Raw genomic sequence first — 19,272 nt, 5'->3', positions numbered from 1 at the left:
AAGCGCCCCTGTGGTGACAGGGGCGATAGAGCATTAGCCGCGGCCGCGGTAGGGGGGCACGCCCTGATCGGGGATCCAGACGCCTTCGGGCATGGCGCCGGTCTGCCAGAACACATCAATTGGGATGCCGCCGCGTGGATACCAGTAGCCGCCGATGCGCAGCCATTGTGGCTCCAGGAAATCGGCCAGACGGCGGGCGATGGAGACGGTGCAATCTTCGTGAAACGCTCCGTGGTTGCGGAAAGATCCCAAGAAGAGCTTCAAAGATTTGCTTTCCACCAGCCATTTGCCGGGCACATAGTCGATCACCAGATGGGCAAAATCAGGCTGGCCGGTCATCGGGCAGAGGGAGGTAAATTCCGGCGCGGTGAAGCGCACGTTGTAGGCCACATCGGCCTGTGGGTTTTCTACACGCTCCAGTTCAGCCTCTTCTGGGCTGGTGGGCATAACTGTCGCGCCGCCGAGTTGTTTTAGGTTGCTGTAGATGTCTTCGCTCATCTTTGTTCTCCAACTATGGACCAGGGGCCCGAGGGGTGTTTTTAGACGCCGCGTTTGTTGCCCCAGACCATGACGTGCAGCTGTGGCAGCACGCGCGGGGCGAACCAGCCTGCCGCTACCACTTTGTCGATCAGCCATTCCAGCCGGGAGGTGGTTTCGGTGAGATCGACAGGTTTGTCAGGATCCACCATCAGATTGCCCGGCTGCAGATAGAGAGGCAGATCGGGAAAGCGGTCATGGGCGGCCTGTGCCCACGCAAAATCGGCATCATCAAAGATCACGATCTTCATGACGCTTTCCGGGTCTGTTCCAGCAAGCTCTAGGCAACGCTCAAAGGCAGACCAGTCCACCTCTTCGCCGCTTGAGGGCGGCTTTGGGCTGAGGACCAGCGTGTCCAGATCAGCAAACCACCGCTTGGCGATGGATCCCTGTGTTTCGCATGCGAAAGTGTAGCCCTCTGATTTGCCCAGTGCGATCAGCGGTTCAAAGTCGTAAATGGCGGGGTTGCCGCCGGACAAAGACACGGTGAGCGGGCGATTGCCGGAAAGGCGTTTGATGTCCTCCATGACCGCCTCGGTGCTCATTGGTTTCCAGTCATGGCGATAGGCGCTGTCGACCGCGTGCAGGCTGTCACACCATGAGCAGCGATAGTCACAGCCGCCGGTGCGCACGAAGACTGTGGGCGCACCAATGAGCACGCCCTCACCTTGAATGGTGGGGCCAAAAATCTCAGCTACACGCAGGGTCATGGGCGATACTCGGCCCATGTTTTGGGGGTTTCTGAGACTTTCACCATGCTAACCTCGGCCCAGCGGGATTTGCACCAGTCATAGAAGTGCTTGGCGAGGTTTTCTGCCGTGGAAGGCACGTTGAGCAGATCGTTGAGGTGGCGATGATCGAAGTGATCGTCGATGTAGGATTTGAGCGGTTTGAGCTCGTGATAATCCCGCACAAAGCCGTCGGCGTTCAGCTCGGCGGCGGCCAGTTCGACCACCACGATATAGTTATGCCCATGCAGGCGCGCGCATTGGTGATCGTCGGGCAGATGGGCCAGTTGATGGGAGGCGGAGAAGTGAAACTCTTTGGAGATGCGAAACATCAGCTTGCCTCCCGCTCGGCCACGGCGGTGCGCCAGAAATCCGGATCCTCATAGGGGGTGGGATCGCTGACACCGGCAAGGTCAAAGGCCTCGCGTCGCTCCACGCAGGTGCCGCAGCGGCCACAGTGCTGTGCGCCGCCTTTGTAGCAGGACCATGTCAGCGCGAAAGGCGTGTTGGCGGCGGCCCCATCGGTGACGATGTCGGCTTTGCTGCGGTGCACAAACGGGGTGTGCAGGCGCACGTCGGCATAGCCCGCCAGTGCGGCCTGTTGCATGGCGTCAAAGGCCTCGGTGAAGCCGGGGCGGCAATCGGGATAGATGAAGTGATCCCCGCCATGCACAGCGGTGGCGACGCGACTGTCGCCACTGGCTGCGGCGATGCCATATGCGATGGTCAGCATGATGGCGTTGCGGTTGGGCACCACAGTGATGCGCATGGTTTCCTCAGCATAATGCCCATCGGGCACATCCACATCCGCTTCGGTAAGGGCGGAGCCGGTGAGGGTGGCGCCAACCGCGCGCAGGTCGATGATGTGATGGGGCACGCCAAGGCGGTCTGCACAGGCCGCAGCGGAGTCGAGCTCCTTGCGGTGGCGTTGGCCGTAATCAAAGGAGACCAGTCGGGAGAGATTGCCTTCGGCAGCCACAATGTGGGCCAAAGACACGGAGTCCAGTCCGCCGGAGCAGACAACAGTAGTTTTCATTTTTGTAACCCTTGTTTTGATGTACCGGGTAGGCTGCGACCGGTGCGCGCGGCTTTTAGAGCGGCGTGCGGGCAAAGGCAAGGGCGCGATCTTCACAGCTCTGTGGGAGAGGAGATCCGCCCAATAAAAAACGCCGCCCCGAGGGAGGCGGCGTCTCTTCTACAAAGGTGGTGAGGCTCAGAAGCCCAGACCTTCGTATTTCTTTTTGAATTTGGACACGCGGCCACCGGCATCCATAAGGCGGGTGGAGCCACCGTTCCATGCGGGGTGCACGGATGGGTCTACGTCCAGCGCCATGGTGTCGCCTTCTTTGCCCCAGGTGGAACGCATCTTGATGATGGTGCCGTCGGTCATTTTCACGTCGATGAAGTGGTAATCGGGATGGGTATCTTTTTTCATGAGACCACTCCTTACGCTTTTTTGGGCTTGTAGTTGGTGTCTTCTGCGATACGTGCGGATTTACCACGACGTGCGCGCAGATAGTACAGTTTGGCGCGACGCACACGACCACGACGCACAACGGTGATGCTGTCGATGTTGGTGGAGTACAGTGGGAACACACGTTCCACGCCTTCGCCAAAGGAAATCTTGCGAACGGTGAACGAGCCAGCGATGCCGGAGCCGTTTTTGCGGCTGATGCAGACGCCTTCGTAGTTCTGCACACGGGTGCGCGAGCCTTCGGTCACTTTGAAGCCGACGCGGATGGTGTCACCGGCTTTGAAATCGGGGATCTCTTTCCCCAGCGCAGCAATCTGCTCCGCTTCGAGCTGTGCGATCAGATCCATTGGATCATCTCCTATGTTGCTTGTGGTTATATCCACAAAGGTTTGATGCACCTCAGAACTCTTGGTCTTCTTCCGGGTCCGCCACATGTGAGCGCCCGCCAGAGGGTCAGGTCGTCTTTTCTTGTCTTCTATGTGCTGGGCTTGCTGCCAGAGCCGAAGAAAGCAAAGGCCTATGCAATGCACAGCACGCCCGAACGACTCATAAAAAACCGCGGACAGGCGGTGCATAGGGCAATCAGGCCCTTGATGCAAGAACGGAGTGGCGGTTGTCTGCGCGACAGGTGCTTTGGGGGGGGAGTTGCCCTTGCGTTTGATTACCACTGCGCGGTTTAGTGGCCGCAATTGGTGTGATGTGAGTGTAGGTATGACATGCGTTTGATGATCTTTGCGATGGTGATTGTGGTGAGTTTGCTGGGGTGTGGGCGTCGCGCACCTGAACCAACAGTGCCAGAGCAGATAGAGGCGCAAGAAGGCGCTCGGATTGCAGCTTTGGCGGCGCAAGTTGTGACCTACCCCGACTTTGGGGATGATCATCCTGTGGAGTGGGAAAGGCGCGCGCCGCAGACCTATCCGGTGCATGGGATTGATGTGTCTCGGTGGCAGACGGACATCGATTGGCGGAAGGCGCAGCGCGCGGGGGTGAGTTTTGCTTTTCTGAAGGCCACGGAAGGTGGCGATGTGGCCGATCCGATGTTTGCGACGCATCGGCGGGGCGCAGAATCTGCCGGGGTGCCGTGGGGGGCGTATCACTACTACTATTTCTGCCGTTCTGCGGAAGAACAGGCGCGGTGGTTTATCCGCAATGTCCCACGTGGCGCGTCCTTGCCGCATGTACTGGATATGGAGTGGACGCCGAAATCCAAGACCTGTCGGTTGCGGCCGCACGGGCGGGATGTGCGCCGGGAAGCGCGCAAATTCCTTGATCTGCTGGAGGCGCATTATGGGCGGCGGCCGGTGATCTACACCACGGTGGATTTCTTTCAGGACACGGGCATTGGCACGCTGCATGATACGGAGTTCTGGTTGAGATCGGTGGCGGCCCATCCGCAGAAAACCTATCCGGGTGCCTATTGGGTGTTCTGGCAATACAGCGGAACGGGGCGCGTTCCTGGCATTGAGGGGCCGGTGGATCTGAACGTGTTTCGTGGCGCGCCGGAAGGCTGGATCCGCTGGCAGGAGCGTTAGTCTCAGGGCGGATTGTAAAATCGCACCTGTTAAAAAGAGTGTGGGCCTAACCCAAAGAGTAGTGCGGTATACGTTTCGCCTTCGGTGAAGACGGCCGCACTTTGGCATCTTGTGAACACCCCAAACACAGGAGGCCATCATGGCACGCAAAGCATTTTTGGCACTCACGGTCTGCGCGATTGTGACGCTATCACTCACGGAAGCCTCGGCGTCTGCCGCGCAGGAGGCAACACCAAAGCAGCGTTATGCTGCTGCGGAAGCTTTACGGATTGGGACGCATGGGGCGCCGGATGCCTCTGCTGCGTTTGGGGCGATGCATGCGCTGGCTCAGGAGGGGGACGCGCGGGCACAGGCCAAACTGGCCTACTACCATCTCAAAGGCATTGGCACAGAGGTGGATCCAGAGGCGGCGGCGCTTTGGTATCAGGCAGCTATAGAGGGCGGGCGCGATGGGGCGCGCACCTCCTATGCAAAGCTGTTGATGTCTCAAGAGCAAGCGCTGGCGTCTCTGGCGCAGCTTGATATTGCCTCTGATCTCGGCATTGAGCGGGCGCAGGCTCTGCGCGCGGCCTATCACTATCAGAAACGGTTTGGAGCGCAGTCGGATGTCGCGTTTGGTCGCAAAGAACTGACGCGGTTTGCGCAGGCGGGCCATGTTCCTTCGATGCAAATTGCATTGGCTGCCATGCGTCAAGGCGCGGAGTTTGATCTGAATGCTGCGAAGCTGCAGGCGCAGTTGGTGGATGTGGCCCGACAGGATCAGGCCAAGGCAGGTGGTAAAGCGGCGGAGGCGCTTCTCAAACTGCTGCAGGAGGAGCGCGGAGCAGAAGCACTTGCTTTGCGTGCTGAAATGGTGGCGCATCCGAGCATTCGCACAAGGGTGCGTGCCGAGCAGGCGCTTTATCTGGCATATGCTACACAAAGCCACCGCGCCTTCCGCGCGTCAGCGACAGAGATTGTTGCCGGAACGCCAAATCCCGATTTTGAACGCGCGCTGTTTGTGGTCTCGCGCCTCGACAAAAACGCCTATGTGCATGTGCTGCAGGAAGAGATGCGCGCCAGAGGGTACGCCGTGGGGCGCACCACGGGCATTTTCAACACGCGCACATTGAATGCGGTGGTGCAGTTCTGCGCAGATACGGGCATTCAAAAAGACTGTCGTCTCGGGCCGATGCGGTCAAAAGTCATCAAAGTGATTGTGGGGGAGCTGTCAGGGATCGACCGGTTGCAGAAAATGCCCTGACATTCTTCTGCAGTGGTACGCAGGCTCGGCTCGTGGGGTGCCGGGCCTGCGTCGCGGTTTAAGGGATCACGCGGTTTGATCGTCAACCGCAGCCTCTGGTGCGTTTTTCTTGACGGATTCAATCCCATTGTCGCGACCAGAAGCGCTGGTGTAGCTTTGAGAGGTGCCAATCACCTGCCCATTGGTGGCTTTGAGATTGAACATATATTTCCCAGCCGCCGTTTCTTTACGCTCATAGCGGGCATCTTCGGACGCGTTTTTTCTGACGGATTCAATGCCGTTTTCGCAGCTGGCTTTCTGTTTGTAACCTTCAGATGCGAGGATGTTCTCGCCGTTGCCCGCTTTCAAGCGGAAGCGATATTCACCGGTTTTATCAGTGTAGAGTTCAAATTTTGCCGCCATGATCGTGGTCCCTGTTCAAAATTCATATGCAGGGACAAGAGCATAGAGAGTGGCTGAGGCGCAAGGATTTGGTTGCGCCTGAGCTATACGCGGGGATTCAGCTGTCTTTTTGCTTCTGAAAGGCATCCCACATATCCGGGCGGCGTTCTTGGGTGATGTCTTCTGACATCTGGCGGCGCCATTGTTCGATTTTGGCGTGGTGACCTGACATCAGCACGTCGGGAATGGTGCGCCCCTGCCACTCAGCTGGCTTGGTATATTGCGGGTGTTCCAGCAGGCCGTTTGAGTGGCTTTCCTCCTCAATGCTGTCTGCATTGCCCAGCACCGACGGTAGCAGGCGCACGGTGGCGTCTATCATGGCCTGTGCGGCAATTTCCCCTCCGGTGAGGACAAAATCACCGAGGCTGACCTCCTGAATATTGTAGTGATCCAGAACGCGCTGATCCACGCCCTCAAAGCGGCCGCAGAGCATGGTGATGCCATCGGCCTGTGACCAGGCGCGTGCCATGCTTTGATCAAAGCGACGGCCACGCGGGGACAGGTAGACCAGCGGCCAGTTGCCGCGCGCGCCGCGCATGGTGTGTTCAATGGCAGGGCCTAGTACATCAGGCCGCAGCACCATGCCTGCGCCACCGCCAGCGGGGGTGTCATCCACGTTGCGGTGTTTGGTCAGGCCAAAATCGCGCAGATTGGTGGTTTCGATCTGCCATTTGCCGTCTTTGAGGGCCTTACCGGTCAGGCTTTCGCCCAGAACGCCGGGGAAGGCATCGGGAAAGAGCGTGATGATACGCGCGGACCAGACCTTGGCCAGTCTCGGGTTGTGGGTGATCAGCTCGCGTGGTTTCAGGCTGGCTGAAATCGACAGGCGACCATGGGATTTTGGTTTCTTGGTCTCGTTGGTCATCAATCAAACAGCCCTTCCGGCGGGTCGGCAATGATGCGACCGGAGGCGATGTCGACCGTCGGCACAGCAGCCAGCGTGAACGGCAGTAAGACGGTTTCGGAGCTGCCGGGCACCAGCACTTCAAGAATGTCCGTGGAGCCGTGATTGACCACGGTTTTTACTTTGCCTAATACCGTGCCGCCGGTGTCACGCACCTCCAGTCCGACAAGATCGGTGTAGTAATACTCATCATCCTCTGTTTCAGGCAGGCGATCGCGTGGCACGAAGAGTTTGACGCCTTTGAGGGCATCGGCCTGTTCTTTGGTGGCAATGCCTGACAGGCGCGCTGCGAGTCCGTTTTTGATGCCACGGGTGATGGTCACCGTGAATTCAAAGGCCCCATCTTCGGTGAGCAGGGGCGCATAATCTTCGAGGGCATGGGCGTCTGCGGTGAAGCTCTTGAGGCGAACTTCGCCTCGCACACCATAGGCACCACCGATGGCACCAACACAGATCAGATCAGAGGGAGTATCGCTCATGGGGCGGCCTTTGTTTTGCTTGGGGCCTGTTTTCTCCGATTGCGTGCGGGGACGCAAGGGAGGGGCTTAGCGCCTCAGGATGGACAGCGCGCTGTCGCGGTCTTCCCAGCCAGCTTTGGCCAGTTCGGGGGTCTCTGAAAGCTCTTCTGGCCAGCCGACGCAGAGATAGGCCACCAGTGCCCAGTCCTCGGGCACATCCAGATCGCGATTGAGCTGTTCTGGATCCAAAATGGAGACCCAGCCCACGCCAAGGCCAAAGCTGCGTGCGGTGAGCCAGAACTGGGTGATGGCCCCCACCACGGAGTATCGGCGCATTTCAGGCATGGTGCCAGCCCCGAGGCCGCGGCCTTTGACGGTGGCTTCGTCGCAGTAGATGGCCAATTGGACAGGGGACTCTTTCATGCCGGAAAGCTTGAGATTGGCATAAAGTTTGGCCCGGTCGCTGTCGTAGCCCTTGAGCGCCTGTGCGTTGGCTGCTTCGTAATTTTTGAGAGCGGCGGTGCGGGCGTGGTCGCTGTCGACGCGCACTACACGCCAAGGTTCTGACAGGCCCACGGAAGGAGCGAGCAGAAACGTGTCGAGGCACGCCTGAAGGAGTGCCTCGTCCACTGGATCGGTGCGGAAACGGCGCACATCGCGCCGCCACCGCATGAGCCGGTGCAGATCGTCCCGGAATTCGGAAGAGAACTTGGTCATCCCGGGGCCGGTCCGTCTTACTCTTCAGCTGCTGCTTCAGCGGCCTTGGCAGCTTTTTCTTCTGCGCGCTCCTTGGCTTTTTGGCCTGGCTCAGCTTTTTTCGGGTTGTTGCGCTCTTTCTTGGCAACAACACCAGCGGCTTCCAGGAAGCGGGACACACGGTCAGAAGGCTGTGCGCCTTGGTCCAGCCAGTACTGAACGCGCTCCATGTTCAGCTTTACGCGCTCTTCGCTGTCTTTTGGCAGCAGTGGGTTGTAGGTGCCGAGCTTCTCGATGAAGCGGCCGTCACGTGGCATGCGGCTGTCCGCTGCAACAACGCGATAGAAAGGACGCTTTTTGGAACCGCCGCGGGCGAGACGAATTTTCATAGCCATGGTGTTATCTCCTAGTAATGGCGTGTGCACCGGTGTGTTTCGGTGGTGCAGAGTGTGTGCACCAGCACGGTGCGGGTTGGTGTCGAAGAACAGAGTTCTGTCTGTTCAACGGTTTGCTATTCCTGATGTTTCTTGTGGTGCTGAATGACCTCAGCAATGATGAAATTCAGGAAATTCTTGGCAAATTCGGGGTCCAGATCGGCCCGTTTTGCAAGATCTTCTAGACGTGCGATCTGTTTCGCTTCGCGATCGGGATCGGACGGGGGAAGGTCGTGGGTGGCTTTCAGTTTCCCGACAGCCTGCGTGTGTTTGAAGCGCTCACCCAGAGTGTAGACGAGGATCGCATCGAGGCGGTCGATGCTTTCGCGGTGCTCTTTGAGCACATCTGCGGCGCGGGATACGGCGTCAGTCAAGAGCGTAGCCTTTCGGTTTGAACATCGGATCGGCATAGTGGCTGATTTCCATTTCGATGGCGTCGCCAATCTGAGAGGAAGCCAGAGCTTCGGGCGAAGGATGGCGGTAGACCACGTCGTGCCCATCCACCGATGGGGCGGATTTGTCCTTGGTGGCGCCCAAACGTTCTGCCAGCCGGATGCTGTCCAGATTTTTGGGGTCGATGTAAGACACGGCGCCGTCCCAGCCTAGGTCATTGTAGAAATAGCGGCGCACCGCATGGGTCGCTTCAAGGGCGTAGCCGTGTCCGGCTTTGTCAGGCCAGATGATCCATGCGATTTCGCGCTCTGGCCATTTGGCCGGGAACCAGCCACCCGCCATGCCGAGTGTTTCGTCGGTGTCTTTGTCGTGGATCATCCACATGCCATAGCCGCGAATGTTCCAGTGGCCAATTTCAGCCGCATAGAGCATCCATGTCTCATAGGCATTGAGCGGCCCGCCCATGAAGCGGGAGCGGTAAGAGGCGAAGGTGGCCTTGAAGTTCGGATAATCTTCAGGCTCCGGCCCACGCAGGATCAGGCGTTTGGTTTCGAGAATGGGAATGGTCTTCTGTGGCATCAGGCATAGGCCTCCATACCGCCGTTCACAAGATCGGCTGGTGCAGGGTGGCGCCAGATTTCGATCTGCCCATATTCGGGATCTTCAAAGTGTTTTTCAAAGCGCGCGCCAAGGCGTGCGGCGACAGCTTTGGAGGCGTCGTTTTTCGGGTCGATCTGAGAGATCGCGGTTTCCCAGCCAAGGACGTCATAGGCATGGGTGCGGGCTGCGAGGGCGGCCTCGGTGGCATAGCCTTTGCCTGTGGCATCATTCATGAGGGTCCAGCCGATTTCCTGTTCCAGCCAGCCGTCAGGGAACCAGAGGCCAGCCCTGCCGACATAAGCACCAGTCGCCTTGTCTTCCAAAGCCCAGAAGCCAAAGCCGCGCAGCGCCCAATGGCCCATCATCATGGCAACGGTGCGCCACGCGCGGTGCGGCGGTATTGGGCCGCCGACAAATTGGGAGGCATCCGTCGCAAAGAACGCTTTTTCTGCGGCAATGTCACTTTCGCGGTGACCGCGTAGGATGAGACGCTCTGTTTCCAGTTGGGGAACTTCGTAACGCATTAGAGGCGGGCTCCTGCGTTCGCAACAGCGGCCAATTGCGCCCACATCGTCGCGACCGGCGCGGCCATCGGCTCGAAATCATCGAACTCGTGATGGCGCAGCGTCAGGCGCGGTGTGGATATGGTGGGCGCAAGGGTCATGTGGATTTACGTCAGCTTAAACCGGGGGGCACTCGTCGAGTTCAAAAATGAAGCTGCTGGAGACACCGGACTGCAGCTTCTGTGTTTCATTGTTCAGGATGCGGACTTCGCGACAGCCAGTTTTGCGGCGCAGTTCCGTATCCGCCAGAGCAAAGAGCTTGCTATAGCCGATGGAGCCACCGGTTTCTGTGAAATTCACCTCGGCGTCATGGGCGCGCGCGGTCACAGTGGTGGGAATGCCGTCAAGCACGGTGCGATAATCACCGCGCACGGGGCCATCTGGTGCTGTGTCCAGATCAACGGTGATCACGTCACCGCAGGCAGCGAGAGAGCACAACAGAACAAGGGGGAGATATTTCATGATCATAGACCTCTGCTTATTTCTTCTTGCCCAGACCGGACAGGCCAGGCGGCAGCCCCATGCCGCCACCCAGACCGCCAAGTCCACCGAGACCACCAGGCAGACCGCCTTTGCCACCCATGGCTTTGGCTGCGGCTTCGAGCGCTTTGGGGTCCATTTGGGACGGGTCCATGCCAGCCATGTCAGGCGCGCCTTTGCCGCCCATCATGCCTTTCATGGCTTGCTTGAGCATGCCGCCTTTGCCCATTTTTCCCATCTTTTTCATCATGTCAGACATCTGACGCTGCATCTTGAGCAGTTTGTTGAGATCAGACACTTCCATCCCGGAGCCTTTAGCAATCCGCTTTTTGCGGGAAGCTTGCAGAAGTTGTGGATTGGCGCGCTCCATTTTGGTCATGGATTGGATCATGGCGATCTGGCGCACGATCATGCGGTCATCAAAACCGGCATCCTGTACCTGTTTGGCCATTTTGCCCATGCCCGGCAGCATGCCCATCATGCCTTCCATGCCGCCCATCTTTTGCATCTGTTCGAGCTGCATCTTCATGTCGTTCATGTTGAAGCGGCCCTTCTGGAAGCGCTTCATCATGCGTTCAGCCTGTTCGGCCTCGATGGTTTCCTGCGCTTTTTCAACAAGGGCTACGATGTCGCCCATGCCCAGAATACGGCCAGCGATCCGGTCGGCTTCGAAGGTTTCCAGCGCTTCCATCTTTTCGCCGAGACCGACGTATTTGATTGGCTTGCCAGTGACTGCGCGCATGGAAAGTGCCGCACCGCCACGGCCGTCGCCGTCCATACGGGTCAGGACCACACCGGAGATGCCGATCTTGCCATCAAATTCTTCGGCCACTTCCACGGCCACCTGACCGGTCAGCCCGTCGACTACCAAGAGTGTTTCGCGCGGGTTGACCGCATCGCGGACGTCTTCGACCTCTTGCATCAGGGTCTCGTCAATCTGCAGACGACCGGCCGTGTCGAGCATGTAGACGTCATAGCCACCCAAGGTGGCCTGCTGCTTGGCGCGTTTGGCGATTTGAACGGCGGATTCGCCTGCCACGATGGGCAGGGTATCAACGCCGATCTGGGTGCCAAGGACAGCCAACTGCTGCATCGCGGCGGGGCGGTAGATGTCGAGCGAGGCCATCAGCACGCGCTTGCCGTCTTTCTCGGTCAGGCGTTTGGCAAGCTTACCTGTGGTGGTGGTCTTACCAGAGCCCTGCAGGCCGACCATCAGGATCGGGGCAGGCGGGTTATCAATTTTCAGCGTGCCAGGTTCAGCATCGTCATTGCCAGCCAAAACCGCTTTCAGCTCGTCATGAACGATTTTCACAACCTGCTGGCCCGGGGTCACGGATTTGGTGACGGCCTGACCGGTGGCTTTTTCCTGCACCGCTTTGACAAAGTCGCGCGCCACAGGCAGCGAAACATCGGCCTCAAGCAGGGCCACACGCACTTCGCGCAGCGCGGTTTTGACATCATCCTCAGACAGCGCACCCTGTTTGGTAAGACGATCAAAGACACCAGAGAGGCGTTCGCTTAGATTTTCAAACATCGCTACCGGCTCCTTTTCACCGTTTCCTATCTGGCCCGAACATATGTGCGAACCGCCCAAACGCCAATGTCCCCCGTGGGCGAAACTCGCTGACGGGGGGCGATCCCGGCACATAGGCCAAGGGACCGGAAGTATGACGGACTCCCGGAATTGAAGCTGCGTTTACGCCCGTGGAGTCGCAGAGTCAAGTATAGCAGGCAGTTTTGGGGTTTCGCCCTGTGCGCCGTTGCGGCATGGAGGAGCGATCTACATAGGGGAGGCATTCATGGACGCATCATCTCAGTTTCAGGATACATTGCCGGTCAGCTCGGATGCGCTTTTGGCGCAGTTGGAAGCCTGGGGGCTGTCTTATGTGCTGCATGACCATGTGCCGTTGCGCACGGTGGAGGATGCCAAATCCGTTGAGGCGGGGATGGAGGTGCCGGGTGAGGCGGCCTTCCGCATCAAAAACCTTTATCTGCGGGATAAGAAGAAGCGAAATTATCTGGTGACGCTAGAGCAGGACCGCGAGATTGATCTGAAGGCGCTGGGGGCGCAGCTGGGCGTGGGCAATCTGTCGTTTGGCTCCGCAGATCGGTTGCTGGAAAACCTTGGCGTGCGGCCCGGCGCGGTGACGCCTTTGGCGATGATTAACGGCGCAGAGAAAGGTGTGCGGTTCTTTATGGACGATGCCGTGAAAGATGCGGATGTGATCTATATGCACCCTTTGGTGAATGACCGCACCGTGGCGATGGAGATCAGCGCGCTATGGGCGTTTCTGGAGAAAATTGACGTGACGCCTGAGTTTTTGGAGATGGGGCGCGACTGAAGTCGCGTGGTTAAAGGCTCGTTGGCGATGTGACTGGTCTTGGGTCGCAATGGCCGGGCGCATGTCTGCACCCGGCGGCTGTGCGTTGTTTTACGCTGCTTTGGGGGCGATTTCCTGCCCATCTTGGTCAAAGATTGTCACATCAGTGATGCCAATGAAGCCTAGAACAAAGCGCAGGTAGCTGCTGGCGAAGTCAAATTCGGACCCAATGGGCGTGCCGCCTGAGGCGATGGTGATCAGCGCTTTCTTATTGCTCAACAGGCCTTTGGGGCCCTCTTCGGTATATGCGAAAGTGACGCCCGCGCGGGCAATCTGATCAACCCAGGCCTTCAGTGCGGCCGGGATGGCGAAGTTGTACATGGCGACACCGATTACGAGAGTGTCCGCCGCTTGCAGTTCTGCGACGAGCGTATCTGAGAGGGCAAGAGCGGCGTTTTGCACATCTGTGCGCGCCTCAGGCGGCGTAAACGTGGCTTGTGTGAAGGTTTCGTCCAGAAAGGGGAGTGTGGTGGTTGCCAGGTCACGGCGCAAAACGGTGTCGGCATTTTGTTCAGACACCAATTTGGCGGATGCTGCGCGCGAGAGGGAATCTGAAATACGGGCGGAAGAGTCGATGTGCAGGACTGTGTGTGTCATGGTGATATACCTTCGATTTATCTGTGAGCGTCTGTGCCGTCTGACAAAATGATGGGGTATTGCAATTTCACACACAATAGCAGCTAATGCGCATGGATTGTTGATATTTGCACAGAGGTGTCCTGATGAAAAACTGGGATGAAGTGCGCACCGCCTTTCAGGTGGCGCGATTGGGGACGGTGAGTGGCGCAGCTGAGGCGCTTGGCGTCCATCATGCCACTGTGATCAGACACATCGATGCTTTGGAGGCGCAGCTTGGAGTAAAGCTGTTTCAGCGTCATGCGCGTGGCTATACCGCCACCGAGGCTGGGGAAGACTTGATGCGGGTGGCGCAGGCCACCGATGATCAGTTTGGTCAGCTGGAGGGGCGCATCAAAGGCCGTGGAGCCGATGTGGCGGGTGAATTGGTCGTGACCTCTCTTGGGGGATTGGCCCCGTTGATTTCGCCTATATTGGCTGATTTTCAGGAGGAGCATCCTGATCTTTTGGTGCGATTTTTAACCGGGGATCGTGTGTTTCGGCTGGAGTATGGAGAAGCGCATGTGGCTATTCGTGCGGGGGACGGGCAGGTGCAGCCGGACAATGTGGTGCAGCCATTGGCGCAGCTGCCTGCTGCGATGTATGGGGCAAGTGCCTATGTTGCGCGTCATGGCGCGCCCAAAGATGAGGTGGATTTGGTCAATCACCGATTTGTCGGCCATGACAATCCAGACAGTCGCGCGCCTTTTTATCGCTGGCTAAAGGCGCGTGTGCCGCGTGACAGAGTTGTGTTCCGGTCAACATCTGATCGGGCAATTGAGGCCGCCGTGCGTCGTGGGGCAGGGCTTGGTTTTTTGCCGGTTTGGGCCGCTCAGAATTCCGGTGATCTGCTTGAAGTGATGCCGAGTAATCCAGAGTGGGATATCAATGTGCGCCTCATCACGCATGTGGATCTGCACCGAACCACCAAAGTTCAGACATTTCTGAATTTTTTGAAAGGGCGTGCGAAGGAATGGGTGGTCAACGGATGAGACCCGTTGCACGAGAGATGCGCAAGCCGAAGCTGACTTTAGCGTTGCGGGGGCACCTGGCGATGCTTTTGTTTTCGGCATTGGTTGCGGGGTCATTTTCGCTCGGTGCGATGAGCGCTAATGCCTTGCCACCTGCGGCGCTGAATGCGGTACGCTTTTTGATCGCTGCGGTTGTGATTGGCGTGGTTGCACTTGCGACCAAGGGCTTGCCGCACAGTACGTGGAGAGCGCCTTGGCGCTACTTGATCTTGGGCGGATTGTTTGCAGGTTATTTTGTTCTGATGTTTGAGGGATTGAAGACCGCGCATCCGGTGAGCACCGCTGCGGTTTTCACGCTCACGCCGATTATGTCGGCCATGTTTGGCTGGGGACTCTTGGGGCAGATCACCACCCGCCGGATGGTGATTGCGCTTACAATTGGTGCGCTTGGGGCGCTATGGGTGATTTTTCGCGCTGACTGGCAGGCGTTTCGGCGCTTTGAGGTGGGACAAGGAGAACTCTACTACTTTTGGGGGTGTGTCCTGCACGCGCTTTACACGCCCATGGTACGCAGGCTCAATCGCGGTGAAGCTCCGGTTGTTTTCACGTTTGGGACACTTGTGGCCGGATTGCTTGTTTTGCTGCTGTATGGCGCACACGATATTTTACAGACCGACTGGACAATGGTCACGGCTCAGGTCTGGTTGATTATTCTTTATCTGGCTGTTTTTGCCAGTGCCGCTTCATTTGTGCTGGTACAGTTTGCGGCTTTGCATCTGCCCAGTGCCAAGGTGATGGCATACACTTATCTTGTTCCAAGCTGGGTGATCTGCTGGGAGTTTGTTTTGGGCAATGGCGCCCCGTCGCCTTTGGTGCTTGTGGGGATCGCTTTGACCTGCGTGGCGCTTTATCTGCTGTTGGAGAAAGACTTCTAATCTGGTCACAGATGGCATCTGCCAAATGAGAATCATTTGAATTCTCAGGGCTGTTTGAGGGGCTGTAAATGTACAGATTTACCCTTGGGCAGCTTATGATCCTGATCAAAGACATATGGGGCAAGTAGGATGTATCTTTGGTGCAGGAGGAAATTGAATGCCTGCAGCAACGACGAAAGAAGATTTGTTGGCGATCGCCGATAAGGAATTTAGCACCCTTCTAAAGGTGATTGCCACCGTGCCAGCCGAAGCGGCTCGGGTTGAGATTGAAAACAATTGGAGCATTCGCGATGTGTTAGTGCATCGCGCGCATTGGATTGATCTGTTCTTGAACTGGTATGCTGATGGTCAGGCAGGCAAAGTCGTTGCTTTTCCCGCGCCGGGTTACAAATGGAACCAGCTGCGCGCATACAATGACCATGTGCTCTCAGAAAATGCTGATGTGGGCTGGGCAGAGGCCAAGTTGCGGTTTGTGATGGCGCATCAAAGATGGCATGCCTTGGTGGATCGTCTTGATCAAGATGAGCTTTATGGGGCGCCAATGAAAGGTGGCAATAATAACTGGAGTACTGGACGTTGGGCAGAGGCGGCAGCCTCTTCTCACTATCGATCGGCAGCGAAATTTATTCGGGCGTGTCTGCGGCAGATGGATCAGGCAGCTCAGTTGCCAGAAACCGCTCAAAGGCATCGAGGTTGATGGGCTCAAATTGCCCAAACCCCTGCATCCAGACCGAGGCCGGGCGTAGGGCGTCTGGCTCCAGCTTGCACCATTTCACCCGGCCACGTTTCTCCTGAGAGATTAGTCCGGCTTTGGTGAGGATCATCAGATGTTTGGAAATGGCGGCCAGAGAGATGTCAAAGGGCTCTGCCACATCGGTCACAGCCATGTCGTCTTCAAGCAACATAGTGAGGATCGCACGCCGGGTGGGATCGGCGAGGGCAGAGAAGACAGTGTCGAGGGCGTCAGACATGCTCTTCTCCTAAAGGTTTGTGGGCTTGGGGGGAAGAGTGGGCGCGCGATCAGACCCAAGGCGGGCGCAGATGATGCATCTGCGTGTCAGCGGCTGAGTGAGGTGTTTCGTCTGGCAGACCCGCGTCTTTTCTCAGGTGTGGCGAGATGGGCTGAGCGGGAGACACGAGGCTTTGGATGCTGCGGTAAGCTCTGCGCAAGGGGCTGGAGAGGAAAGAGGCAAAGAGACTGGGTGCGCGCCAAAGCGCGGTAAAGACATGAGGCATGGGTGCTGACCAGATAAATGTGATATCTTGACTATTTCAGAGATCGAAGTGGTGCTCAAACAGCATTTCTTGACATGTTGTGTGCTAAAAAGGCACAAATTTCGGTATGAGTCGCAACCTGCCCCCCCTGAATGCTCTGCGCGCCTTTGAGGCAGCGGGACGCCATGAGAGCTTCAGCAAAGCGGCTGGGGAGCTTAATGTGGCGCATTCCGCCATCAGCCGACATGTGCGTGGCCTTGAGGCGCGTCTGGGGGTGAAGCTGTTTCGCGATCTGCCACGTGGGGTGGCGCTGACCCCGGAAGGCAAAGCCTATCTGGAAAGGATGATAGAGGCGCTAGATCTTATCGCGGAGGCGACTGAGGATTTGGCGGACAGGCCGGTGGGCAAGGTGGTGGTGAACAGTGAGGCGTTTTTTGCGGAGCGTTTTATTGTGCCCCGGCTGGGGCGGTTTTATGCGGCCTATCCAGAAATCGACCTGCGGTTGGAGACCTCGGATCATCTGGCAGATGTGGAACGTTATGAGGCGGATCTCGCTGTACGGTTTGCACATTCCGGGGTTTTGAGCGTGCCTTGTGATCGACTGTCAGATGCGCGGGTTTATCCCTTTGCTGCACCCGAGGTGGCGCAGGGGGTTTCGGGGCCGGAAGACCTGTTGCATGTGACGCGCTATAGGGATCGGCGAGATGACCTGTGGCGGGCGTGGTTTGAAGGAGTAGGGGTGGCCCCCATCGGTGTGCCTGAGACAGATTGGCGGTTGCAGAAAACCATGGCCTATGAGGCCACCTTAAATGGGTTGGGGGTGTTACTGTGCTCTGAAGAGGTGACTGCGGCGGATGTGGCGCGGGGGCGGCTGGTGAAATGTTGTGAGCACGGGCTAACGGACGGGGCTTTTTTCCTGGTGCATGGCAGTCGTGGCGTGCGTCGGGCTGCTGTGCGAGCCTTTCAGGGATGGCTGCTTGAAGAGTCGGCACCGTTTCGTACCGCATCAAGTTGAAGGGGGTGTACCCGCAAACATCAACCAAGTGGTTGAATATGCTACTTATGCCAAATTTGCCACTTTACTGGCGTGCGCACGTTATAGCTCCATCGTTATTCTTAAAAAAATACAAGAAATCAAATATTTAAGACCCTTCGCTCCGCCCAGTTTTGGACGGTTGACTCAGGCCCTGCTGCACCGTAGCAATGCGCCAACGTTAGCAAGGGGTTAATTGCGCGTGAGCGAGGCCGACCACAAAAACCAGATGAAGCGTCTGGAGGAGCGGATCGCAGCGGTCAAAAAGACCCAGGAACCCAAACCCCGTGCTGATGAACACTATTCGGCAGCCAATTTGGCCTGGCGCATGGTGATCGAAATGGTTTCCGGTCTGGGGATCGGATTTGGCATCGGATATGGGCTGGACAGCCTGTTCGGGACGCTCCCGATCTTCATGGTGCTGTTTACTATGCTCGGTCTGGCCGCTGGCATCAAAACGATGCTCAACAGCGCAAAAGAGATCGAAGAGAAACAAGCGGCAGACGCCGCAGAGATTGAAAAGGCGGCTGAGGTCGCTGAGAGAGACGAGAGGGATTGAACGTGGCAAGCGAAGCACACGGCGCGGAACAAGGCGGTCTGGAATTCCACCCAATGGACCAGTTTCTGGTCAAACCGCTGTTTGGCGGTGACCACATTGGCCTTTTCACCATCACAAACGTGACCCTGTGGATGGCTCTCGCCGGGATCGCAGTTGTGGCGATGATGGTTGTGGGCACCCGTCGTCGCGCGATTATCCCAAGCCGTGGTCAGTCCATTGGCGAGCTGGCCTATGGCTTCATCTACAAAATGGTGGAAGACGTCGCCGGCAAAGACGCTGTGAAGTTCTTCCCATACATCATGACGCTGTTCATGTTCATTGTGATGGCAAACTTCCTCGGCCTGCTGCCAATGTCCTTCACCACGACCTCCCACTTTGCTGTGACCATTGGTCTCGCGCTGCTGGTGTTCGTAACCGTGACGGTTGTGGGTTTTGTGAAAAACGGCGCGGCTTTCCTCGGCCTGTTCTGGGTGTCCAGCGCGCCTCTGGCACTGCGCCCTATTCTGGCGATCATCGAGGTGATCTCTTACTTCGTGCGCCCTGTCAGCCACAGCATTCGTCTTGCCGGTAACGTGATGGCAGGCCACGCCGTGATCAAAGTATTCGCGGGCTTTGCCGCAATTGCCGTGGTCAGCCCGGTGTCCATCGTCGCGATCACCGCAATGTATGGTCTTGAGGTCTTGGTGGCCTTCATTCAGGCCTACGTCTTTACCATTCTGACCTGTGTTTACCTGAAGGATGCGCTGCATCCGTCGCACTAAGGATCATGGTGCGCCATGAAGGCGCACCCTACACAGGCTCAATCCAAACAACCCTGAATTCAAACTTCCAATCGTAAGGAGATACACCATGGAAGGTCAACTCGCACACATCGGCGCAGGCATCGCAGGTCTGGGTACTGGTATCGCAGCACTGGGTGTTGGCAACGTTGCAGCCAACTTCCTGGCCGGCGCACTGCGCAACCCATCCGCAGCTGCATCCCAGACTGCAACTCTCTTCATCGGCATCGCATTCGCAGAAGCACTGGGCATCTTCTCGTTCCTGGTTGCTCTGCTGCTGATGTTCGCCGTCTAATCCGAA

At 57.6% G+C, this 19,272-nt stretch carries 29 protein-coding genes; 10 read left to right on the top strand and 19 right to left on the bottom strand.

All coding sequences use genetic code 11. The features are described from left to right. Nucleotides 1–33: 33 nt before the first annotated feature. The 6 genes from queF to rplS all read right to left on the bottom strand — a co-directional run bounded on the left by queF (nucleotide 34) and on the right by rplS (nucleotide 3,086). Entirely contained in the window at nucleotides 34–498 is a 465-nt protein-coding gene (gene queF / locus J7382_RS15310) for a preQ(1) synthase (protein WP_209064104.1), read from the bottom strand. A gap of 41 nt (nucleotides 499–539) precedes the next feature. Further along, nucleotides 540–1,247, bottom strand: a complete 708-nt coding sequence (gene queE, locus J7382_RS15305; protein WP_209069892.1) for a 7-carboxy-7-deazaguanine synthase QueE — start codon at nucleotides 1,245–1,247, stop codon at nucleotides 540–542. Then, nucleotides 1,244–1,597 (bottom strand): 6-carboxytetrahydropterin synthase QueD, encoded by a 354-nt coding sequence (gene queD, locus J7382_RS15300; protein ID WP_209069891.1) that lies wholly within the window; start codon nucleotides 1,595–1,597, stop codon nucleotides 1,244–1,246. Before queD ends, queE begins: the two co-directional genes overlap by 4 nt. Beyond that, on the bottom strand, nucleotides 1,597–2,301 hold the full coding sequence (gene queC, locus J7382_RS15295; RefSeq protein ID WP_209069890.1) for a 7-cyano-7-deazaguanine synthase QueC: 705 nt from the start codon (nucleotides 2,299–2,301) through the stop codon (nucleotides 1,597–1,599). The genes queD and queC overlap by 1 nt, the downstream gene beginning before the upstream one ends. A gap of 177 nt (nucleotides 2,302–2,478) precedes the next feature. Beyond that, the gene (rpmE, locus tag J7382_RS15290) at nucleotides 2,479–2,700 is read right to left on the bottom strand and encodes a 50S ribosomal protein L31 (protein WP_058239645.1); all 222 of its coding nucleotides are present in this window, start codon (nucleotides 2,698–2,700) and stop codon (nucleotides 2,479–2,481) included. 11 nt (nucleotides 2,701–2,711) lie between these two features. Next, entirely contained in the window at nucleotides 2,712–3,086 is a 375-nt protein-coding gene (gene rplS, locus J7382_RS15285) for a 50S ribosomal protein L19 (protein WP_209064113.1), read from the bottom strand. Between the two features lie 369 nt (nucleotides 3,087–3,455). Here rplS and J7382_RS15280 point away from each other — a divergent pair, with 369 nt between their 5' ends. Both J7382_RS15280 and J7382_RS15275 read left to right on the top strand, forming a co-directional pair. Beyond that, a complete protein-coding gene (locus J7382_RS15280) occupies nucleotides 3,456–4,271 on the top strand; it encodes a GH25 family lysozyme (RefSeq protein WP_209069889.1) in 816 nt (271 codons plus the stop codon). A gap of 139 nt (nucleotides 4,272–4,410) precedes the next feature. After that, entirely contained in the window at nucleotides 4,411–5,514 is a 1,104-nt protein-coding gene (locus J7382_RS15275) for an SEL1-like repeat protein (RefSeq protein WP_209069888.1), read from the top strand. 66 nt (nucleotides 5,515–5,580) lie between these two features. Here the strand turns inward: J7382_RS15275 and J7382_RS15270 are convergent, their stop codons facing one another. The 11 genes from J7382_RS15270 to ffh all read right to left on the bottom strand — a co-directional run bounded on the left by J7382_RS15270 (nucleotide 5,581) and on the right by ffh (nucleotide 12,017). After that, entirely contained in the window at nucleotides 5,581–5,916 is a 336-nt protein-coding gene (locus tag J7382_RS15270; protein ID WP_209069887.1) for a YegP family protein, read from the bottom strand. Between the two features lie 97 nt (nucleotides 5,917–6,013). Continuing rightward, a complete protein-coding gene (gene trmD / locus J7382_RS15265) occupies nucleotides 6,014–6,820 on the bottom strand; it encodes a tRNA (guanosine(37)-N1)-methyltransferase TrmD (RefSeq protein ID WP_209069886.1) in 807 nt (268 codons plus the stop codon). Beyond that, nucleotides 6,820–7,338, bottom strand: a complete 519-nt coding sequence (rimM, locus tag J7382_RS15260; protein ID WP_209069885.1) for a ribosome maturation factor RimM — start codon at nucleotides 7,336–7,338, stop codon at nucleotides 6,820–6,822. The genes trmD and rimM overlap by 1 nt, the downstream gene beginning before the upstream one ends. A gap of 66 nt (nucleotides 7,339–7,404) precedes the next feature. Further along, entirely contained in the window at nucleotides 7,405–8,034 is a 630-nt protein-coding gene (gene bluB / locus J7382_RS15255; RefSeq protein WP_209069884.1) for a 5,6-dimethylbenzimidazole synthase, read from the bottom strand. A 17-nt stretch (nucleotides 8,035–8,051) separates the two neighbouring features. Beyond that, nucleotides 8,052–8,408: a 30S ribosomal protein S16 gene (gene rpsP, locus J7382_RS15250; RefSeq protein WP_209069883.1), complete on the bottom strand. Its 357-nt coding sequence runs from the start codon at nucleotides 8,406–8,408 to the stop codon at nucleotides 8,052–8,054. A 116-nt stretch (nucleotides 8,409–8,524) separates the two neighbouring features. Further along, on the bottom strand, nucleotides 8,525–8,857 hold the full coding sequence (locus tag J7382_RS15245) for a chorismate mutase (RefSeq protein ID WP_209069882.1): 333 nt from the start codon (nucleotides 8,855–8,857) through the stop codon (nucleotides 8,525–8,527). Beyond that, nucleotides 8,814–9,419 carry a GNAT family N-acetyltransferase gene (locus tag J7382_RS15240; RefSeq protein WP_209069881.1) on the bottom strand — a complete coding sequence of 202 codons (606 nt, stop codon included), beginning with the start codon at nucleotides 9,417–9,419 and terminating at the stop codon, nucleotides 8,814–8,816. Before J7382_RS15240 ends, J7382_RS15245 begins: the two co-directional genes overlap by 44 nt. Further along, complete coding sequence (locus J7382_RS15235) at nucleotides 9,419–9,964, bottom strand: GNAT family N-acetyltransferase (RefSeq protein WP_209069880.1); 546 nt, start codon at nucleotides 9,962–9,964, stop codon at nucleotides 9,419–9,421. The genes J7382_RS15240 and J7382_RS15235 overlap by 1 nt, the downstream gene beginning before the upstream one ends. Beyond that, the gene (locus J7382_RS15230) at nucleotides 9,964–10,104 is read right to left on the bottom strand and encodes a hypothetical protein (protein ID WP_209069879.1); all 141 of its coding nucleotides are present in this window, start codon (nucleotides 10,102–10,104) and stop codon (nucleotides 9,964–9,966) included. The genes J7382_RS15235 and J7382_RS15230 overlap by 1 nt, the downstream gene beginning before the upstream one ends. A gap of 16 nt (nucleotides 10,105–10,120) precedes the next feature. After that, the gene (locus J7382_RS15225) at nucleotides 10,121–10,465 is read right to left on the bottom strand and encodes a hypothetical protein (RefSeq protein WP_209069878.1); all 345 of its coding nucleotides are present in this window, start codon (nucleotides 10,463–10,465) and stop codon (nucleotides 10,121–10,123) included. A gap of 16 nt (nucleotides 10,466–10,481) precedes the next feature. Further along, a complete protein-coding gene (gene ffh / locus J7382_RS15220) occupies nucleotides 10,482–12,017 on the bottom strand; it encodes a signal recognition particle protein (protein WP_209069877.1) in 1,536 nt (511 codons plus the stop codon). 265 nt (nucleotides 12,018–12,282) lie between these two features. Between ffh and J7382_RS15215 the strand changes: the two genes are divergently transcribed. Next, complete coding sequence (locus tag J7382_RS15215; protein ID WP_209069876.1) at nucleotides 12,283–12,825, top strand: prolyl-tRNA synthetase associated domain-containing protein; 543 nt, start codon at nucleotides 12,283–12,285, stop codon at nucleotides 12,823–12,825. A gap of 90 nt (nucleotides 12,826–12,915) precedes the next feature. Here J7382_RS15215 and J7382_RS15210 read toward each other — a convergent pair whose 3' ends face one another. Then, a complete protein-coding gene (locus tag J7382_RS15210; protein ID WP_209069875.1) occupies nucleotides 12,916–13,461 on the bottom strand; it encodes an NAD(P)H-dependent oxidoreductase in 546 nt (181 codons plus the stop codon). Nucleotides 13,462–13,586: 125 nt separating this feature from the next. Between J7382_RS15210 and J7382_RS15205 the strand changes: the two genes are divergently transcribed. The 3 genes from J7382_RS15205 to J7382_RS15195 all read left to right on the top strand — a co-directional run bounded on the left by J7382_RS15205 (nucleotide 13,587) and on the right by J7382_RS15195 (nucleotide 16,082). After that, nucleotides 13,587–14,471 (top strand): LysR family transcriptional regulator, encoded by an 885-nt coding sequence (locus J7382_RS15205; RefSeq protein WP_209069874.1) that lies wholly within the window; start codon nucleotides 13,587–13,589, stop codon nucleotides 14,469–14,471. A gap of 32 nt (nucleotides 14,472–14,503) precedes the next feature. Next, a complete protein-coding gene (locus J7382_RS15200; protein WP_209069939.1) occupies nucleotides 14,504–15,385 on the top strand; it encodes a DMT family transporter in 882 nt (293 codons plus the stop codon). A 157-nt stretch (nucleotides 15,386–15,542) separates the two neighbouring features. Then, nucleotides 15,543–16,082, top strand: a complete 540-nt coding sequence (locus J7382_RS15195; RefSeq protein ID WP_209069873.1) for a ClbS/DfsB family four-helix bundle protein — start codon at nucleotides 15,543–15,545, stop codon at nucleotides 16,080–16,082. Here the strand turns inward: J7382_RS15195 and J7382_RS15190 are convergent. Then, a complete protein-coding gene (locus J7382_RS15190; RefSeq protein ID WP_058239628.1) occupies nucleotides 16,009–16,356 on the bottom strand; it encodes a metalloregulator ArsR/SmtB family transcription factor in 348 nt (115 codons plus the stop codon). The genes J7382_RS15195 and J7382_RS15190 overlap by 74 nt on opposite strands. Before the next feature lie 371 nt (nucleotides 16,357–16,727). Between J7382_RS15190 and J7382_RS15185 the strand changes: the two genes are divergently transcribed. The 4 genes from J7382_RS15185 (at nucleotide 16,728) to J7382_RS15170 (ending at nucleotide 19,266) form a co-directional block, all read left to right on the top strand. After that, on the top strand, nucleotides 16,728–17,615 hold the full coding sequence (locus J7382_RS15185) for a LysR substrate-binding domain-containing protein (RefSeq protein WP_209069872.1): 888 nt from the start codon (nucleotides 16,728–16,730) through the stop codon (nucleotides 17,613–17,615). Nucleotides 17,616–17,835: 220 nt separating this feature from the next. Further along, complete coding sequence (locus tag J7382_RS15180) at nucleotides 17,836–18,192, top strand: AtpZ/AtpI family protein (protein ID WP_209069871.1); 357 nt, start codon at nucleotides 17,836–17,838, stop codon at nucleotides 18,190–18,192. Nucleotides 18,193–18,194: 2 nt separating this feature from the next. Then, nucleotides 18,195–18,953 carry a F0F1 ATP synthase subunit A gene (locus tag J7382_RS15175; RefSeq protein ID WP_209069870.1) on the top strand — a complete coding sequence of 253 codons (759 nt, stop codon included), beginning with the start codon at nucleotides 18,195–18,197 and terminating at the stop codon, nucleotides 18,951–18,953. An 88-nt stretch (nucleotides 18,954–19,041) separates the two neighbouring features. Continuing rightward, nucleotides 19,042–19,266, top strand: a complete 225-nt coding sequence (locus J7382_RS15170) for a F0F1 ATP synthase subunit C (protein ID WP_058239626.1) — start codon at nucleotides 19,042–19,044, stop codon at nucleotides 19,264–19,266. Nucleotides 19,267–19,272 lie beyond the last annotated feature (6 nt).

It is taken from the genome of Shimia sp. R11_0 (assembly GCF_017744035.1).
In the GTDB taxonomy this organism is placed as follows: domain Bacteria; phylum Pseudomonadota; class Alphaproteobacteria; order Rhodobacterales; family Rhodobacteraceae; genus Shimia; species Shimia marina.
The sequence above is the reverse complement of the archived record's forward strand: the minus strand, read 5'-3'. Positions and strand labels throughout refer to the sequence as shown.

Excerpts from the sequence above, each read along its gene's own strand:
- J7382_RS15185 (WP_209069872.1), top strand. The coding sequence starts at position 16,728 with ATGAGTCGCAACCTGCCCCCCCTGAATGCTCTGCGCGCCTTTGAGGCA.
- J7382_RS15170 (WP_058239626.1), top strand. The coding sequence starts at position 19,042 with ATGGAAGGTCAACTCGCACACATCGGCGCAGGCATCGCAGGTCTGGGT.
- J7382_RS15280 (WP_209069889.1), top strand. The coding sequence starts at position 3,456 with ATGCGTTTGATGATCTTTGCGATGGTGATTGTGGTGAGTTTGCTGGGG.
- rimM (WP_209069885.1), bottom strand. The coding sequence starts at position 7,338 with ATGAGCGATACTCCCTCTGATCTGATCTGTGTTGGTGCCATCGGTGGT.
- J7382_RS15240 (WP_209069881.1), bottom strand. The coding sequence starts at position 9,419 with ATGCCACAGAAGACCATTCCCATTCTCGAAACCAAACGCCTGATCCTG.
- rpsP (WP_209069883.1), bottom strand. The coding sequence starts at position 8,408 with ATGGCTATGAAAATTCGTCTCGCCCGCGGCGGTTCCAAAAAGCGTCCT.
- queF (WP_209064104.1), bottom strand. The coding sequence starts at position 498 with ATGAGCGAAGACATCTACAGCAACCTAAAACAACTCGGCGGCGCGACA.
- rplS (WP_209064113.1), bottom strand. The coding sequence starts at position 3,086 with ATGGATCTGATCGCACAGCTCGAAGCGGAGCAGATTGCTGCGCTGGGG.
- J7382_RS15190 (WP_058239628.1), bottom strand. The coding sequence starts at position 16,356 with ATGTCTGACGCCCTCGACACTGTCTTCTCTGCCCTCGCCGATCCCACC.
- J7382_RS15245 (WP_209069882.1), bottom strand. The coding sequence starts at position 8,857 with ATGCCGATCCGATGTTCAAACCGAAAGGCTACGCTCTTGACTGACGCC.
- J7382_RS15195 (WP_209069873.1), top strand. The coding sequence starts at position 15,543 with ATGCCTGCAGCAACGACGAAAGAAGATTTGTTGGCGATCGCCGATAAG.
- J7382_RS15210 (WP_209069875.1), bottom strand. The coding sequence starts at position 13,461 with ATGACACACACAGTCCTGCACATCGACTCTTCCGCCCGTATTTCAGAT.
- trmD (WP_209069886.1), bottom strand. The coding sequence starts at position 6,820 with ATGACCAACGAGACCAAGAAACCAAAATCCCATGGTCGCCTGTCGATT.
- J7382_RS15225 (WP_209069878.1), bottom strand. The coding sequence starts at position 10,465 with ATGAAATATCTCCCCCTTGTTCTGTTGTGCTCTCTCGCTGCCTGCGGT.
- queE (WP_209069892.1), bottom strand. The coding sequence starts at position 1,247 with ATGACCCTGCGTGTAGCTGAGATTTTTGGCCCCACCATTCAAGGTGAG.
- queD (WP_209069891.1), bottom strand. The coding sequence starts at position 1,597 with ATGTTTCGCATCTCCAAAGAGTTTCACTTCTCCGCCTCCCATCAACTG.
- J7382_RS15215 (WP_209069876.1), top strand. The coding sequence starts at position 12,283 with ATGGACGCATCATCTCAGTTTCAGGATACATTGCCGGTCAGCTCGGAT.
- J7382_RS15205 (WP_209069874.1), top strand. The coding sequence starts at position 13,587 with ATGAAAAACTGGGATGAAGTGCGCACCGCCTTTCAGGTGGCGCGATTG.
- J7382_RS15235 (WP_209069880.1), bottom strand. The coding sequence starts at position 9,964 with ATGCGTTACGAAGTTCCCCAACTGGAAACAGAGCGTCTCATCCTACGC.
- J7382_RS15230 (WP_209069879.1), bottom strand. The coding sequence starts at position 10,104 with ATGACCCTTGCGCCCACCATATCCACACCGCGCCTGACGCTGCGCCAT.
- bluB (WP_209069884.1), bottom strand. The coding sequence starts at position 8,034 with ATGACCAAGTTCTCTTCCGAATTCCGGGACGATCTGCACCGGCTCATG.
- J7382_RS15270 (WP_209069887.1), bottom strand. The coding sequence starts at position 5,916 with ATGGCGGCAAAATTTGAACTCTACACTGATAAAACCGGTGAATATCGC.
- ffh (WP_209069877.1), bottom strand. The coding sequence starts at position 12,017 with ATGTTTGAAAATCTAAGCGAACGCCTCTCTGGTGTCTTTGATCGTCTT.
- queC (WP_209069890.1), bottom strand. The coding sequence starts at position 2,301 with ATGAAAACTACTGTTGTCTGCTCCGGCGGACTGGACTCCGTGTCTTTG.
- J7382_RS15275 (WP_209069888.1), top strand. The coding sequence starts at position 4,411 with ATGGCACGCAAAGCATTTTTGGCACTCACGGTCTGCGCGATTGTGACG.
- rpmE (WP_058239645.1), bottom strand. The coding sequence starts at position 2,700 with ATGAAAAAAGATACCCATCCCGATTACCACTTCATCGACGTGAAAATG.